Below are 16,023 nucleotides of genomic sequence, written 5' to 3'. Positions count from 1 at the left end.
GCCGCTTGCGTGGTGAACTCGAAGTTTTCCCTAGCTGCGGTCGCCCACATACGCCGAGAGGTATTCACCCGTGAGTGTCGATTTCGCGGCGATGAGATCCGCTGGCGTGCCTTCGAACACGATGTTTCCGCCGTCGTGGCCGGCACCGGGACCGAGATCGATGATCCAATCTGCATGGGCCATTACTGCCTGATGGTGTTCAACGACGATCACGGACTTTCCCGAATCGACGAGCCGGTCGAGCAGGCTGAGGAGTCGCTCGACATCGGCCAAGTGCAGCCCGGTGGTCGGTTCATCCAGAACATAAACATCGCCCTTGTCGGCCATCTGGGTCGCGAGCTTGAGGCGCTGCCGTTCGCCGCCGGAGAGAGTGGGGAGCGGCTGGCCGAGGCGCAGGTAGCCTAACCCGACATCAACGAGTCGGTCGAGGATGGTGTGGGCGGCGGGAGTGCGGGCTTCGCCTTCGCCGAAGAAGGCTTCGGCCTCGGCAACGGACATCCCGAGCACTTCACTGATGTCACGCCCGCCGAGCTTGTAGTCCAGCACCGAGGCTAGAAAGCGCCTGCCCTCACACACCTCACACGGAGAGGAGACAGTGGCCATGACGCCGAGGTCGGTGTAAATTACGCCGGCGCCATTGCAGTTGGGGCAGGCGCCTTCGGAATTGGCGCTGAACAGCGCAGGTTTTACCCCGTTGGCCTTCGCGAACGCTTTGCGGATGGGTTCGAGGAGCCCGGTGTAAGTCGCGGGATTGCTGCGACGAGATCCCTTGATCGCAGCTTGATCGACGGAAACAACGCCGTCGCGGGGCACGACGGACCCATGGATAAGGGAGCTCTTGCCGGAGCCTGCAACGCCCGTCACTACGACCAGAGTGCCGAGCGGGATATCAACATCCACATTCTTGAGATTGTGGGTGTCGGCGCCGCGGATTTCCATCACACCGGTGGGGGATCGCACTTCAGTCTTGACCGAGACCCGGTCATCGATGTGATGGCCGGTGACGGTATCGCTCTGGCGCAAGTCGGCGAAGCTACCCTCGAAGCAGATCTGACCGCCCTCAGTGCCGGCACCTGGTCCGAGGTCGACGATGTGGTCGGCAATCGAGATCGTTTCGGGCTTGTGCTCAACGACGAGCACGGTGTTGCCCTTGTCGCGCAGGCGAAACAGGAGCTCGTTCATCCGCTGAATATCGTGCGGGTGGAGGCCAATGGTTGGCTCATCGAAGACGTAGGTGATGTCGGTGAGCGACGAACTGAGATGGCGGATCATTTTGGTGCGTTGGGCTTCACCGCCCGAGAGCGTGCCGGCGGGCCGGTCGAGCGAGAGGTAGCCGAGGCCGATCTCGACGAACGAGTCGAGGGTCTGCTGTAGCGCTTCGAGCAGGGGCGCGACGGAGGGCTCTTTCAGGCCACGCACCCACTCGGCGAGATCGCTGATCTGCAGGGCGCAAGCATCCGCCATATTGATGCCGGCGATCTTGGATGCTCGAGCGCCCTCGTTGAGTCGGGTGCCGCCGCAGTCGGGGCAGGCCGTGAACGTGACGGCGCGATCGACAAAGGCACGGATGTGCGGCTGCATCGCTTCGCGGTCTTTCGACAGCATCGACTTCTGAATCTTCGGGATCAAACCCTCGTAGGTCATGTTGATCGCCTGCATCTTGACCTTGACCGGCTCTTTGTAGAGAAAATCGTGCAACTCAGTCTTGGTGTACTTCTTGATGGGCTTGTCGGGGTCGAGGAAGCCTGATTCGGTGAAGATGCGCACCATCCAGCCATCGGCGGTGTAGTTCGGGATGGTGAGCGCGCCCTCGGCGAGCGATTTGCTGTCGTCGTAGAGCTGCGTGAGATCGATGTCGTTGACGGTGCCGCGACCTTCACATGTGGGGCACATACCGCCGGTGATGCTGAACTCTCGCCGCTCTTTGGTCGTAACGCCGCCCTTCTCGAAGGTGACCGCGCCGGCGCCGGAGATGGACGCCACGTTGAATGAGAACGCCTGCGGTGATCCCACATGCGGATCGCCGAGCCGGCTAAACACGATGCGCAGCATGGCATTGGCGTCCGTGGCGGTGCCGACAGTGGAGCGGGCGTTCGAGCCCATGCGCTCTTGGTCGACAATGATCGCCGTCGTGAGGCCCTCGAGTACATCGACATCAGGCCGAGCCAGTGACGGCATAAATCCCTGCAGGAACGCGCTGTAGGTCTCGTTGATCATGCGCTGCGACTCGGCCGCGATCGTGCCAAAGACGAGCGAGCTTTTGCCTGAGCCCGAGACTCCTGTGAAGACCGTGAGCCTGCGTTTCGGGATGTCGACGCTCACATCGGCGAGATTGTTTTCGCGAGCACCCCTCACCCGAATGAGGTCGTGGCTATCTGCAGCGTGGGCGCTGGGGGAGTCGGGGGTGCTCGTGCTGGCCATTTTTGGGTGCCTCCCTGGAGGTGCGGATGTCGCGGCACTGCGATATCGCGGATGCTTGTGTCCATTATTGCGAGTGTTCAGGCGATTGCACGGAGACTCTAGTGCTCCGGTTCTCGCTGTGGGAATCTAAGATGATGATCCGTCACGATAGGGGCCGCGGTTGATTGAGTTTCGCGACCTTTCGAAGCGTTTCGGCGGCAAGCTCGCGCTGGACAACCTGAGTTTCACCGCTGAGCCTGGACGAGTAACCGGTTTTCTGGGGCCGAACGGTTCTGGTAAGACCACGACGATGCGCATCTTGCTCGGCCTTGAAACCGCGACATCCGGCGAAGCTCTGGTTGGAGGGGAGGCCTACGGGCGCATCAAGGACCCGCTATTTCAGGTTGGTGCTCTACTGGATGCCCGCAACGCGCATCCGGGTCGCACCGGTTTCGACCATCTCAGGGCGCTGGCCCTCACCCATGGGATACCTAACGAACGCGTTGAATTTGTGCTCGAGGAAGTGGGGCTCAGCGCTGTGGCCTCTCGTCGCGTCGGTGGGTATTCGCTCGGAATGCGGCAACGCCTCGGCATCGCGGCTTCCATGCTGGGAGATCCTGCCGTGTACGTGTTCGATGAGCCCGTGAACGGTCTTGATCCCGACGGCGTGATCTGGTTTCGAGAATTGGTGAGGGGCTTCGCGGCGGAGGGCCGAACAGTGCTGCTCTCCTCCCATCTGATTAGCGAGGTGGCGCTCACTGCTGACCACGTCGTGATTGTCGGACGAGGGAAGGTGCTCGCGGATTCTCCGCTCACGGAACTTGCTCGTCTCCATGGCGCTGAACGAGTCTTGCTGCGTTCTGGGCGCGCGAATGAGCTCATCGCGCCGCTTACTACCCTCGGCGCACGCGTAGAAGCGCAGGCAGACGCGCTCACTATCGAAGGTCTGACTGCAGTTGACGTTGGAGCTGTAGTCGCTCGTCTCGGCATCCCACTCTCTGAATTGCGAACTCAGATTGACTCTCTCGAAGACACCTATCGGCAGCTCACTGACTCAAGTGTCGAATATCGGACAGGTTCGTAGCGGTGCGCGCGGTTGCTGCTAACCGGGCGCGGGGCGGATTCGCGGTCCCGCGGGCGGCGTGGAGACTCATGCGGTCCGAAGGAGTAAAATTGTGGTCGCTGATCGCGACGCGCGGCGTTGTGGCCGCGCTGGTTCTGCTTCCCATCGTTCTCGGGGCTGTACGAGTGCTCCCTGTCCCTGTCTATACGGATGAGTTAGCCCAGCGCGACGGCACTCCCATACTGTTCGAAGCAATCGCATTGAGCGCCCTGCCGGTGGCGTTTCTTGCTGCCATTCTGGGCGTCATTGCGATGAGTTCCGAATATGCGGCTGATGTACTTTCCGGCTCGTTGACTGCTGTGCCACGACGGTGGGCTTTGATCGTGGCCAAGGTTGCTCCGGCAATGGTGCTCGCTTTTCTCACAAGTATCACCGGGTCGTCCGCCGCAGCGTGTATCGCGTTCGTCACACTCGATTCGCGTGGCTACCTTGCTGCTTCGCTGCGTGAGACGACCGTCGTGATTCTGAGTGTCGCCGGGGGCAGTGTGTTGTTCGCGATTCTGGGTATCGCTGCCGCTGCGGTGTCACGGTCCACAGCGGTTGCGGTGCTGATCGTGCTCGGCACCGTGTTCTTGCTGCCGAGGCTAGTCCTTGTTGTCGCGGGCGAGGCGGGTCTGCGACTCATTGACTGGTTGCCAGCCTCAGCCCTTCAAGCGATGACCACGCATGAGCCAGCCCAGGCAATCGCGACGGACATGTCCCCGGCATCCTCGCTGACGCCGGGCGAAGGCTTTCTGTCGCTGCTCGTGGCTTCGGTTTTCGCGCTCGGGCTATCGATCGTCATCTTCTCTCGACGACGCCTGCACAGCGTTATTGGGGCCGAACGGGTGCGGAAACTGCTGCTTCAGCGTCGAAGGCTGCGAGAGCGTCCACTTCGTTCCAGCTTTGCGGGGGTGCTGCGCTCAGAATCGCTCAAGGCTTTCAGTACGCCCGCGGTGAGATGGCTGCTGGCGCTCAGCTGGGTAGCGAACGTCTGGTTGGCCTGCCAATGGGCGGGGTCCTCTACGCCAGAGCAGCAGCAGGTCAGCCCTCTAATTTCTGGCGACCTTGAGCTGCTCACTTTCGGTCAGGTGAACTTCAGCATCGCTGCGGGGCTTACTTTGAGCCATCTCCTCATCGCTGGCGTGGGAGCGATCATTGCGACGGCTGACTTTTCCACCGGAACAATCCGCCCGGCTCTGACTGCCGTGCCCCATCGGGGTCGGTTGGTTCTCGCGAAAGTGATCGTTTCGGCCACTGCGACGCTGATCGTGATGGCCACATCGCTCATCGTTGCTGCACCGCTAGTCGTGGTCATCTTGCAGCGGCAGGGCTACATTCCTTCTCTGGCAGAGCCAATCGTCGCGTTGTCGATCATCAGCGGCACGCTGAGCCTTGTTCTTACCGCAGTGATCGGCTGCGGAGTAGGCATCGTCGTGCGTTCAGCCGCAGGAACCTTGCTCGCCATAGCGGCAACCTTTATTGTTTTCCCGTACCTGTTGAGCTGGCTGCAGGAACCGACCGCGCGAACACCGTTCGTGTGGTTCGCCAACATCTCGCAGTTGTTTCCGGATCCCGTTGAGGCAGCATGGATTTTTTCCCTCAATTCCTCTTACCAAGTCTTTGACGAAGACAACCGAATGCACTTCTACTCGGAACAAGACATGCCGATGCTTGTGTTGTGGGCACTTGGAGCGGTGCTGCTTGGCTGGCTGAGATTGCGTCGCCGCGGCGTCTAAGCGAGGTTTGTAATGGCGCGCAACGCCAGTAAATGCCGCTCGTACGATCGGTAGCCAGCTGCTGTCGACGTTACCCAGGTGCGGGGACGATTGCCGACCGTTCCTTTGATTGCTTTGGCATAGCCGGCATCCACTAGGTAGCTGATCGCTTTGCTGAGGGCAGAGTCTTCAACCTCCAGCAGCGTCTTGAGCGTGGCGAAGTCGATCTCATTACTGCGCCCGAGCGCTGCCATGAGGGAGAGCCTCACGGGCGTGAGGAACGCGTCATCTAGCTGATGGCGGGGATGTTTCATGGCGCGTCCGGCGCTGGCACTGGTGCCTGCACTGCAGAGAGCGACGCTGCATCGGCAGGTTCTTCAATCACGGGTGCCGGGAGCGCGGCGGCCACGAGCATGATCGCGAATACTGCGATGCCTGACAAGACAGAAACTGCAGGGGAGACGGTGACCGACAGCGGGTTGAGCGCGGCGAACAAGAAGAGCGTGCTGGTTGCCAGCGCGAATGCTGTCCACTGAATCCAGCCCCATTCGTAGCCGGCTCGCGGCAGAGTCCAGGGGGACTCGTTCAGAACGAACGAGAGCATGATGCCCACGGACGCTACGAGCATCACGAGCGTCGCGACGATCACGTTAGTGCCGGAGGTAACCAGCAGCCCAGCAACCGCCCCTATGATCGCAGTCGTAAATCGAACGGGCCTGCTGAGCATCGCGTACGCTGCCGGCGCCTGATCATGGGGGCGAGGAGTGCGCACTAATCGAATCACTGCAGGGACAACTAACGGAATGAGCGCTGTTAGGGCCACCAGCACGATGAGCCAGCGGGGGTAAGGGATGTCGAACACCGAAAGGCCTGAGAGAGCGGCCATGCCGACAAGCGCCGCGACTAACGGAATCCAGATGAGTCGCGGGAGCGAAGTGCGGATGCCGAATCGTTCGCGAGCGCCGGTCGTCAAAGTGCTGAACGCCAAGATAGGCACGATGAGGAGCGACGTCTGAGAAAAATTACCGGGGTGATTGTCGCCTGCTGTGCCGGCATCCGCGGAGAACGCGAACAGGAAGACCGCTATGTAGATCGGAGTCATCAGCCCGGCCCAAAGCTGGAACCACGCGAAGCCGCGCGAGGGGCCACGTCGCTGCACTGAGTCCCGCATGTTCGCGTGCTGTGTGAGCAATCGAGAAGCGTCTATGCCGGTCGGTGCCAGCGCCGCGTCGGTGGCGCTAGGGGAGTCGTGAGATTCACTTTCCATCTGGAAAGCGTAACAGAAATGAGGTTTGCACGAATACGTCTCCCGGTCGTCGGGGCTACACCTCGTCGTAGATACGCACTTCGGGAGCCGCGTCGAGCAACGGGCTTAGCTCGCGCACAACATCGTTCGTGAATAGCTCGCTCGTGAGGTAAGCATTGGCGTTCTCGACAGTGTCGAAGACGTGCAGTACTTGCACGTCTTCGGAGCGGATGAGGAGGTGCTTCGATGTTGCCCCCGCCGCACCGTCGAGAAACTCTTGCTTGTACTTGGCATACACGGCTGCCGCGGCCGCCCGGTTCTCGTCAGAGACAATGAGGGTGATCTGTAACTGCGCCATAATAATTCCTTTGATCAGTCGGCTCCGGATGTGGGCGCCGGGCTCGTAGAATCTATGATTACGAGCATTCGGGTTCGCGTGAACCCGCGAGTTGATCATGGGGGCTATAAAGAAAATGTATGGCGAATCGATTACCGTTGTGCAGCTCGCTTATGTTCGAGCCGCCGCTCACTTCGGTTCCTTCTCGCAGGCGGCAGCCTCGCTCGGCGTTACCCAGCCCGCATTGTCGGTGGGGATTGCGACCCTCGAGCGCACGATTGGAACGCAGCTCTTCGATCGCTCACCCAGTGGGGTGGCGGTCACCGCGCTGGGACGCACGATTCTGCCTCACGTTCTCCAGATGCTCGGCTCAGTGGAAAGCATCGCGCACGAGATTGCGAGTGTTCGCGATAGCGCTCCACCGCTTCGCGTTGGCGTGTCTCCACTCCTCGCGTCGTCGCTCATTGGTCGAGCGCTCGAGGCAGCCAGTCGCGAACAGCTGGGCGCTCTCGTTCTTCGCGAAGACAATATGATTCCACTTCGAGAAGCCCTTGCGCAACGAGAATTGGACGTCTTGTTCATTCCCTCGGTCGCACCCGCCGGGCAATTCGCAAACCGCGTTCTCGAGAGCGAAGCCCTGCACTACTTGCCGTCGGGCGCCACTCGGGGCAATGGCGAGGCGATTGAGTTCTCGACGCTCGCCGTTCAGGCGCTCGTCTTGGTCGGTGACGCCTGTGGGCTCACCACATTCACCGAGGCACTATTCACAGAGTCGAACCGCCCATTGTCGCGTTACGCCGGGGAGGCTGACAGCTACCGCACGCTGCAGAAGTGGGGCGAGCTTGGGCTGGGAGGGGTTTTGCTTCCGCGATCGCAGTTCTCTCCGGATGCGCGATCCCAGCCGGTGCTCCGGGAGGGAACCCCGTTGCTCATCAGTTACGAAGCAGTCTGGAATCCGCATTCTCCCCGTAGTTCCACTGTTGTGTCGCTGCTCGACGCGATGAGGGACTAACGCGGCTGCGCCAGACGCACGCTCGAGCACCGCGTCGTTAGCTCGCGTTCACCCGCCGTTTACGCAGTTCCTCAAGACTGCGCTTGCCTCGCCACCCGGACGGGCATCTATCGACGAAGCCTTGAAGGGCATCCCTCATGCGCAGACGGCCCCTTGCCGCCCTAATCACTTCCCTTGCTGTGGCAGTACCGCTGGTAGCTCTGCCGGCGGTAGGAGCCCCGGTGCCTGCTATCGCAGCGGCAGTGCCGAGCATCCTCATCAACGAAGTCGAGTCGAACGGCGATAACTTCGACTGGGTCGAGCTCATTAACACTGGAACAGAAACAGTGGATGTATCGGGGTGGGTCCTCAAGGATGACAAAGACGACCGCACACTGACGCTCCCTGCCGACTCTTCGATTCTGGCTGGCGGGTACCTGGCGGTCGACGTGAATGACGACGCTAACCCAGATAACTTTGGGCTCGGCAAGGCAGACACCGCGCGGGTTTTTCTTGTCGACGGGGTGACTCTGGTCGATTCGTACCCCTGGGACGGACACGCTGCGGTCACCTATGGGCGTTGCGCAGACGGCACCGGCGAGTTCCGCGACACGGTGGCTTCGACCAAGGGCGCGGCGAACGCTTGCGAGATCACTGCGGATGCCGCGGTGCGAATCAATGAGATCGAATCGAGCGGTGAGGCTGCTGATTGGATCGAACTCACGAACATTTCGGACTTTGCTGTTGATATCTCGGGCCTCGTGCTCAAGGACGATAAGGACAGTCGCACCGACCAGATTCCGAGTGGAACGACGATCGAGCCCGGCGCCTTCTATGCGTTCGAGCCATCGTTCGGCTTAGGCGGTTCGGATGCCGCGCGCGTCTTCCAGGTCGACGGAACGACGCTGATTGACAGCTACAGCTGGGCCACCCACGCGAGCAGCAGCTACGGTCGTTGCCCGGACGGTGTCGGCGAGTTCGCGACGACGAACAGCACGACACGGGGTGCCGCTAACGATTGTGGTGCGGCTGAACTCCCGGGCGTGCGCATTAACGAAATCGAATCGAACGGTGACGCGACCGACTGGGTCGAACTCGTCAACAGCGGCAGCAGCGCGGTCGACATCTCCGGCTGGATTATTCAGGACGACAATGACAGCCACGCCGCATCAATTCCCGCGGGCACCTCGATTGCTGCGGGCGCGTTCTACGTCGTTGACCAGCCCACTTTGAGCTTCGGACTTGGTTCTAATGACTCCGTGCGAGTCTTCGCTGCCGACGGTGTCACTCTCATCGATTCACACAGCTGGAACGGCCACTCCGCGACGACGCTCGGGCTGTGCGGCTCTGATTTCGGCGACACGACGAGTTCCACTAAGGGTTTCGCGAACGACTGCAGTGCGCCAATCCGCATCAACGAAGTTGAGTCGAAGGGTGACTCGAGCGACTGGGTTGAGCTCAAGAACAACGGCTCTGATGCAGTGGATGTTTCGGGCTTCGCGCTCAAGGACAACGACGACGGCCATGTCCACACTTTCGCTGCCGGCACGACGATCGCCGCGGGCGACTATCTCGTGGTCGAGCCTGGCTTTGGGCTCGGTGGGGGAGACTCGGCACGACTTTTCAGCGCCGACGGTGTCACGCTCGTGGATAGCTATGAGTGGACCTCGCACGCCGCGACGACCTACGCGCGCTGCCCCGACGGAACGGGCGACTTCGAGACTTCGAAGGCCTCGACCAAGGGCGCTGCGAACAGTTGCGTTGGCGAACTCGAAACCTCGCCGTGGCCGGGCGGCTCAACCATCACCCCGGTCAACGAGCTAAACGCGTTCGGCGACAATATGAGCGGGCTCGCGTTTGAAGCCACTACTTCGGGTGATGTTCTCTGGGCTGCTAAGAATGGTCCCGGCTATCTGTACAAGCTCGTTTTCGATGGCACAAATTGGGTGCCCGAAACGTCCGACTCGTGGAGCGACGGCAAGCTGCTTCACTATGCCAGCGGTTCCGGCGACGTGGATGCCGAAGGCGTCGCGTTGACGGCGGCCGGAGCATCCGAGGGAGTTTTCATCGCCAGCGAGCGCGACAACTCCAACAGTGGTGTCAGCCGTCCGACAATTCTTCGCTACGACGTCTCGGGTTCGGCCTCGGAGCTGACTGCTAGCCAGGAATGGAACCTCACCACCGACCTTCCCGTCATTGCGGCGAACTCTGGGCTCGAGGGTATTGCGTGGATTCCCGACACCTACCTCGTGGCTGAGGGTTTCGTCGACGAAAGCACCAACGCGCTTTACGACCCGGCTGCGTACGCAGATCACGGTGACGGACTCTTCTTCGTTGGTCTCGAAGCCAACGGCGCGATCTACGCCTACGCCCTCGACCAAACCTCCGGCTCGTTTCAGCGCGTTGCGACGATCGAGAGTGGTTTCGTTGGTGTGATGGAGCTCGAGTTCGATGCCGCGCTGGGTGCGCTTTGGGCCGTCTGCGACGACACGTGTGAGGGACGCAGCGCACTCCTCGAGATCACCCGGGATGGTGCCGCCAAGGGTTCGTTCGAAGTCGCCACTGTCTTTGAGCGTCCCTCTGGCATGCCGAACCTCAACAACGAGGGCTTCGCTGTGGTGCCCCACTCGGAGTGTGTATCCGGTTCTACGAACGTTTACTGGTCGGATGACTCGAACACGGGCGGCATCGCGCTGCGGTCAGGCACCATCGACTGCACCGTGACAACCGACCCGACCGACCCGACCGACCCAACCACGCCGACGACTCCCGTTGCAGTGCCGGCCGCGAGCCTCGTAGAGGCGGCCCGAGGCTCGATCACAGCCCCGGCTCGGGCCAAGCCGGGCGAAACGATCACGATCGCTATGGGCGCGTCACCTGCTGGCACTGTCGTGAACACGTGGATCTACTCCACGCCGACTCTGCTGGGATCGCCTACAGTCAGCGCCGCCGGCACCGTCTCAGCAACCATTCCATTAGCGCTGTCACCCGGTGCTCACCGGTTGGTAGTCACCGCGACAGATGGCTCGTTGATCGGTTGGGCCGATATCACGATCACTGCACTGGAACCTGGTTCGCTCGCGTTCACCGGTTCAGGGTCAGCGCTACCGATTCAGCTGCCGTTGATGATCCTCATCGCTGGATTCGCGATGGTCATGATCCGTCGCCGCGAGGCGGGCGTTTCGTCCCGGTAAAGAATCGCGCTTGTTTCTGGCTCCCTGGCGGCGTTCAATAGACACAGACGCGCGAGGTCACTCGCGGGCAATCGCTTTACTGAGGAAGGCCGCACCATGAATTCAGATTCCACCGACTCCGGATTCGAGTATCCGAATGACGCAATCGATGCCGATGAGCTGGTGACCAACGATGCCGTCGCTGGCGAACCAGTAGTTCCTTTCGCCAAGGAGGGAGCGCCCGAAGGCTCGGAGCTCCGCGAAGTGTCCCCGGTGTATGACGAGCATGAACTCAATTCGGAGGATGGGCCACGCGACTGAGAAGAGAAGTGGTAGCACACTAAGCAACTACGGGTGGGACAGCGCCCTGTACGGCCAGGCTCGACGTGAGTCCGTATCCGGGAAACCGGTTCGGCACGCCGAGTCTTTTTTTGTGCCCTTTCGCGGCGCCGTAAAGGCGCGGAGAAACCTCAGCACGTTTTTTCTGGCAATTTACCGAAACTGGAAAAAGTCGGTGGCGGTGAGGAGTAGCGTTGTTTCTGTTGCTCCAGTCCTCGGCAGCGAATATCTTTCGCTATCGCCAGAGGAATGTTATGACCGCAACACTCGCCGCCCCAGTTTTAGCGCTTCGCGTAGGCCCTCGTATAGAGTCCGCGAAAGCTGATTCGCGGTCCCTTCTCGCCGCGCCGGCGGCCGCTCTCGTCCCGACCGAACTGGTCGGGATGTTCGGCGACGTGCGCGCCGTCTTCCGGTTTCCACCCGTGCTGGTTCCCGCGACCTGATTGGCCGCAGCGTTCCCGCCCCGCAATAAACAACACACGAAAGGATCCCCACAATGGCGTACCAAACCATTAACCCGTATACGAATGAAGTAGTCGCGACGTTCCCCGATGCAACGGTTCAGGAAGTCGACGAGGCCATCACTGCGGCGCATCAAGCGTTCCTGTCTTGGCGTGAAACTCCTTACTCAACTCGGATGGAGGTGCTCGCCAAAGCAGCGAAACTGCTGCGCGCGGATAAGCGTCGCTACGCGGAGCTGCTCACCTTGGAGATGGGTAAGGTAATCGCCGAGGCCGAGGCTGAGGTGGATCTGTCGGCCGATATCCTCGAGTACTACGCGGAACGTGGTGGCGCATTGCTCGAGACGGAGAAGGTTCCGGTCGCGTATGCCGCGGAAGGTGAAGTCGAGATTGTGAATGAGCCGCTTGGCGTTCTCCTTACCGTCGAGCCCTGGAACTTCCCGTACTACCAAGTTGTTCGTGTTGCGGCACCGCAGTTGGTGGCAGGCAACACGATCTTGCTCAAGCACGCGAGCAACGTTCCTCAGTCGGCGGCGATGTTCGATGACCTGTTTGCGCGCGCCGGACTTCCTGCCGGCGGATTCAAGAACCTTTTTCTTCCGCACAACCTCACTGAGCACGTGATCGCTGACCCGCGCGTTCGCGGCGTAGCGCTCACGGGGAGCGAAGAAGCGGGCTCGATTATCGCCGCCTACGCGGCGAAAGCAGTCAAGAAGAGCACCCTCGAGCTCGGTGGCTCCGACGCATTTGTTGTTCTTGAGGACGCTGATATGGATAAGACAGTCGAGTGGGCCGTGTTCGGTCGCCACTGGAACGCCGGTCAGGTCTGTGTTTCGGCGAAGCGAATGATCGTGGTCGATGCGGTCTTCGATGAGTTCCTTGAGAAGTATCGTGCCGGTGTTGCAGCGTTGAAGGCAGGCGACCCGATGGACCCGACAACGGCGCTTGCACCGTTGTCATCTCAGGCTGCTGCCGACAAGCTCGCAGGTCAGGTTAAGGACGCGATCGCTGGGGGAGCGAAGGCCGAAACCCTCGGTGCCCCCGTGCCATCGACCGGAGCGTTCTACCAGCCGACGATCCTCACCGAGATGGACTCGAAGAACCCGTGCTACTACCAAGAGTTCTTCGGGCCGGTATCCATCGTCATCCGCGTCAAGGATGAAGCCGAGGCGATCGCTGTCGCCAACGATTCACCCTTTGGTTTGGGAGGTTCCGTCTTCACGAAGGACACCGTTAACGGTGAAAAGGTCGCCAGGAAGATCGACACGGGCATGGTCTACGTCAACCACCCGACAATGGTGAAGGCCGACATTCCCTTCGGTGGTGTCAAGCACTCTGGCTACGGCCACGAACTGACCAACCTCGGTATTCAAGAATTCGTTAACAAAAAGGTCATCGACGTCGTGGATATCAACGCGGCGTTCTAACCCTTACCTCGGATGGCCAGCCCCCGGTCCCCGTGGGCTGACCATCCGGTCAAGCGAGTGGGAACACGTGTGCACGTGTCCCGCTCTGAGTTGCGAAGTGGGAACATCCAATGGAACAGATGAAGGCGTGGAGCACAGGAGAGTCGCCAGGAACCATCAGTCTCGGTTCGAAGCCGAAACCTCTCCCTCATCCCGATGAAGTCGTCGTGCGAGTGATCGTGTGCGGGCTCTGCCGCACTGATCTTCATGTGGTCGACCAAGAACTTCAACCCCACGCGTCTCACATAACGCCGGGTCACCAGATAGTGGGTACGGTGGTTGCCCTTGGCAACCAAGTGAAACAACTGAATGTCGGCGACACCGTCGGAGTCGCCTGGCTTCGACGCACGTGCGGTGTCTGCGAGTGGTGCCGAAGTGGGCGCGAGAACCTCTGCCCGCACTCCGAATACACCGGGTGGGATGCTGATGGTGGTTTCGCCGAATACGTCACTGTTCCCGAAGCGTTCGCCTACCTCTTGCCTGCCAACGTCAATGCGATTGAGGTCGCACCGTTGCTCTGTGCCGGCATCATTGGCTACCGGGCGCTCTCCCGAGCGGCATTGCCCGATGGCGGAAAGCTCGGAATTTATGGCTATGGTTCGAGCGGCCATATCACCGCTCAGATTGCTCAGGCCGCCGGTGCGACGATCTACGCGATGACCCGTGGTGTGGCAAACCAGAACTTGGCGCGAAGTATCGGTTCGGCATTTGTCGGCGACGAAACCGAAGAACCGCCAGACGAACTGGATGCCGCAATTGTGTTTGCACCGGTGGGGGAGTTCGTGCCGGTAGCGCTAGCCGCGACGAAACGTGGCGGAACGGTGGTGCTAGCGGGCATCCATATGACTGACATTCCTGCCATGAATTATCAGGCTGCCCTCTTTAACGAGCGAGATTTGCGCACGGTGACCGCCAATACCCGTGCCGATGGCGCAGCTTTCCTCACTCTTGCCCACAACTTAGCGATCCGCCCGACGGTCACTACGTATCCGTTCGAGAACGTCGACACAGCGATTTCAGATCTCCGCAGCGGCCACGCATCGGGCTCCATCGTCATTACGATGCCGTAGGTCCAGACCCTGCTTTGCTCACGGCATCATCGTTATTCGTTGAGCCCGCGCTCAGCTTCGAACCGTATAGTCAAACTTGCATAAAGATTAGTCTCCACTCGAAAGGTTACTCATGAATCGCTTCTCAGATCGTGTCATTCTCATCACTGGTGGGGGATCCGGCCTCGGTCGTGCCGCTGCCGTTCGTCTTGCTTCGGAAGGCGCGAAGCTGTCGCTCGTCGACATCTCGGAGGCTGGCCTGGCTGACTCGGTGAAAGCAGTGGCTGAAGCTGCTCCTGACGCCGAGGTGCTGACAGTCGTTGCTGACGTTTCCAAGGAAGAGGATGTCGACCGCTACGTAGCAGAGACGATCGCTCGCTTTGAGCGCATCGATGGCTTCTTCAACAACGCTGGCATCGAAGGCAAGCAGAACCTCACGGAGAACTTCTCCGCAGAGGAGTTCGACAAGGTCGTTGCCATCAACCTGCGTGGCGTTTTCTTGGGTCTCGAGAAGGTTCTTAAGATCATGCGTGAACAGGGATCCGGCATGGTCGTGAACACGGCCAGCGTCGGCGGCATCCGTGGAATCGGAAACCAGTCCGGTTACGCCGCGGCCAAGCACGGCGTTGTGGGGCTCACCCGCAACTCGGGTATTGAATACGCTGAGCACGGCATCCGGATCAACGCCATTGCTCCAGGCGCCATCTGGACGCCCATGGTCGAAAACTCGATGAAGCAGCTGGATGCTGAGAACCCGCGTGGAGCCGCCGAGCAGTTCATCCAGGGCAACCCTACGAAACGCTTCGGTGAAGCTCCCGAGATCGCCGCAGTCGTGGCGTTCCTGCTGAGCGATGACGCGAGTTACGTCAACGCGACCGTTCTGCCCATCGATGGCGGTCAGTCATATAAGTACTAAATAGGCAGGGGAGTGGGTGGCGCGAACCGTCATCCGCTCCCCTTTTTCCCGGGCAAAATACCCTAGGGGGTATACTGTGTGGAGCGTCAGTTAAGACGACGCCGTGTCGGACTACGAAAGAGGGCTACAGGATGGCTGAGAGCATGCATCACTCGAGCGCCAACGAGTTGCAGGGATCGGCAGCGCCCTTTGACGTCTGGTCGATGCGCGCGAATCGACGTTTCTCACTGCGCGATATTTACCAGATCACTCACGATGCTGCTGTGACGTTTCGACACTTCCGCAGCTTTCGAAAGGCTGTGGGGGAGAAGCGGACGTCCCGAATCATGCTCGCGGTCACCGAAGTCAATGGTTGCGCGCTGTGCGCTTACGGACACGCGAAGTTTGCACTGGATGCTGGAATCGATCCGGGCGAAGTTCGCGATCTTCTCGGTGGCGTCACGCAAGGAGCGCCTGACCGGGAGCTCGCTGGGATCGGGTTTGCTCAACACTATGCGGATACCGAGGGGCATCCCGATGAGGATGCCTGGGATCAGCTGGTGCAGCTCTACGGCCGCGAGGAGGCGCTCGGCGTTCTCGGCGCTACTCGAATGATGATGTGGGGGAATGCCGTCGGAATCCCTCTGAGTTCCTTGCGTGCACGCCTGAAAGGAAGCCCACATCCTGGAAGTAGCGTGACGTACGAGATGGGGACCATCCTCGGAGCGTGGGTCGTCGTGCCCGTTGCGGTCATTCGTGCGCTGTTCTCGCTGGCGAGACATCAGCCGCCGATCACCTTTCACCGCGGCTAGAGGTCTGGCTGGGCGTCGAGGGCAGGGCGTTGTG

General features: G+C 60.5%; 13 protein-coding genes. 9 read left to right on the top strand and 4 right to left on the bottom strand.

Annotated elements, in window-relative coordinates; all coding sequences use genetic code 11:
- Positions 1-30 precede the first annotated feature (30 nt).
- Entirely contained in the window at positions 31-2,421 is a 2,391-nt protein-coding gene (locus I6E60_RS08995) for an excinuclease ABC subunit UvrA (RefSeq protein ID WP_197179783.1), read from the bottom strand.
- A gap of 160 nt (positions 2,422-2,581) precedes the next feature.
- On the opposite strand from I6E60_RS08995, the gene I6E60_RS08990 reads away from it, so the two are divergent.
- Together I6E60_RS08990 and I6E60_RS08985 are read left to right on the top strand one after the other, a co-directional pair.
- Complete coding sequence (locus I6E60_RS08990; protein ID WP_197179781.1) at positions 2,582-3,484, top strand: ATP-binding cassette domain-containing protein; 903 nt, start codon at positions 2,582-2,584, stop codon at positions 3,482-3,484.
- 68 nt (positions 3,485-3,552) lie between these two features.
- Positions 3,553-5,241, top strand: a complete 1,689-nt coding sequence (locus I6E60_RS08985) for a hypothetical protein (protein ID WP_197179779.1) — start codon at positions 3,553-3,555, stop codon at positions 5,239-5,241.
- On the opposite strand, the gene I6E60_RS08980 is transcribed toward I6E60_RS08985, so the two are convergent.
- Genes I6E60_RS08980 through I6E60_RS08970 form a run of 3 tightly spaced genes read right to left on the bottom strand, consistent with a single transcriptional unit; the run spans position 5,238 to position 6,824 of the window.
- Positions 5,238-5,534, bottom strand: coding sequence for a transcriptional regulator (locus I6E60_RS08980; RefSeq protein WP_197179777.1), 297 nt, complete (start codon positions 5,532-5,534; stop codon positions 5,238-5,240). The two genes, I6E60_RS08985 and I6E60_RS08980, sit on opposite strands and share 4 nt — an antisense overlap.
- Positions 5,531-6,487, bottom strand: coding sequence for a hypothetical protein (locus I6E60_RS08975; RefSeq protein WP_197179775.1), 957 nt, complete (start codon positions 6,485-6,487; stop codon positions 5,531-5,533). The genes I6E60_RS08980 and I6E60_RS08975 overlap by 4 nt, the downstream gene beginning before the upstream one ends.
- Before the next feature lie 55 nt (positions 6,488-6,542).
- Complete coding sequence (locus I6E60_RS08970; protein ID WP_197179774.1) at positions 6,543-6,824, bottom strand: hypothetical protein; 282 nt, start codon at positions 6,822-6,824, stop codon at positions 6,543-6,545.
- 115 nt (positions 6,825-6,939) lie between these two features.
- Here I6E60_RS08970 and I6E60_RS08965 point away from each other — a divergent pair, with 115 nt between their 5' ends.
- From I6E60_RS08965 to I6E60_RS08935, 7 genes are all read left to right on the top strand, one after another.
- The gene (locus tag I6E60_RS08965) at positions 6,940-7,815 is read left to right on the top strand and encodes a LysR family transcriptional regulator (protein WP_197179773.1); all 876 of its coding nucleotides are present in this window, start codon (positions 6,940-6,942) and stop codon (positions 7,813-7,815) included.
- Positions 7,816-8,036: 221 nt separating this feature from the next.
- Positions 8,037-10,988 (top strand): lamin tail domain-containing protein, encoded by a 2,952-nt coding sequence (locus I6E60_RS08960; RefSeq protein WP_197179772.1) that lies wholly within the window; start codon positions 8,037-8,039, stop codon positions 10,986-10,988.
- Between the two features lie 96 nt (positions 10,989-11,084).
- A complete protein-coding gene (locus I6E60_RS08955; protein WP_197124826.1) occupies positions 11,085-11,288 on the top strand; it encodes a hypothetical protein in 204 nt (67 codons plus the stop codon).
- A gap of 514 nt (positions 11,289-11,802) precedes the next feature.
- Positions 11,803-13,194: an NAD-dependent succinate-semialdehyde dehydrogenase gene (locus I6E60_RS08950; RefSeq protein ID WP_197179771.1), complete on the top strand. Its 1,392-nt coding sequence runs from the start codon at positions 11,803-11,805 to the stop codon at positions 13,192-13,194.
- A 110-nt stretch (positions 13,195-13,304) separates the two neighbouring features.
- Positions 13,305-14,303: a zinc-dependent alcohol dehydrogenase family protein gene (locus tag I6E60_RS08945; RefSeq protein WP_307841802.1), complete on the top strand. Its 999-nt coding sequence runs from the start codon at positions 13,305-13,307 to the stop codon at positions 14,301-14,303.
- Positions 14,304-14,415: 112 nt separating this feature from the next.
- Positions 14,416-15,198 carry an SDR family oxidoreductase gene (locus tag I6E60_RS08940; RefSeq protein WP_197124822.1) on the top strand — a complete coding sequence of 261 codons (783 nt, stop codon included), beginning with the start codon at positions 14,416-14,418 and terminating at the stop codon, positions 15,196-15,198.
- A gap of 131 nt (positions 15,199-15,329) precedes the next feature.
- The gene (locus tag I6E60_RS08935) at positions 15,330-15,989 is read left to right on the top strand and encodes a carboxymuconolactone decarboxylase family protein (protein WP_197179770.1); all 660 of its coding nucleotides are present in this window, start codon (positions 15,330-15,332) and stop codon (positions 15,987-15,989) included.
- Positions 15,990-16,023 lie beyond the last annotated feature (34 nt).

The sequence above is a fragment of the Salinibacterium sp. SWN167 genome, from assembly GCF_015864665.1.
In the GTDB taxonomy this organism is placed as follows: domain Bacteria; phylum Actinomycetota; class Actinomycetes; order Actinomycetales; family Microbacteriaceae; genus Rhodoglobus.
This window is presented reverse-complemented; position numbering and strand designations above follow the sequence as displayed.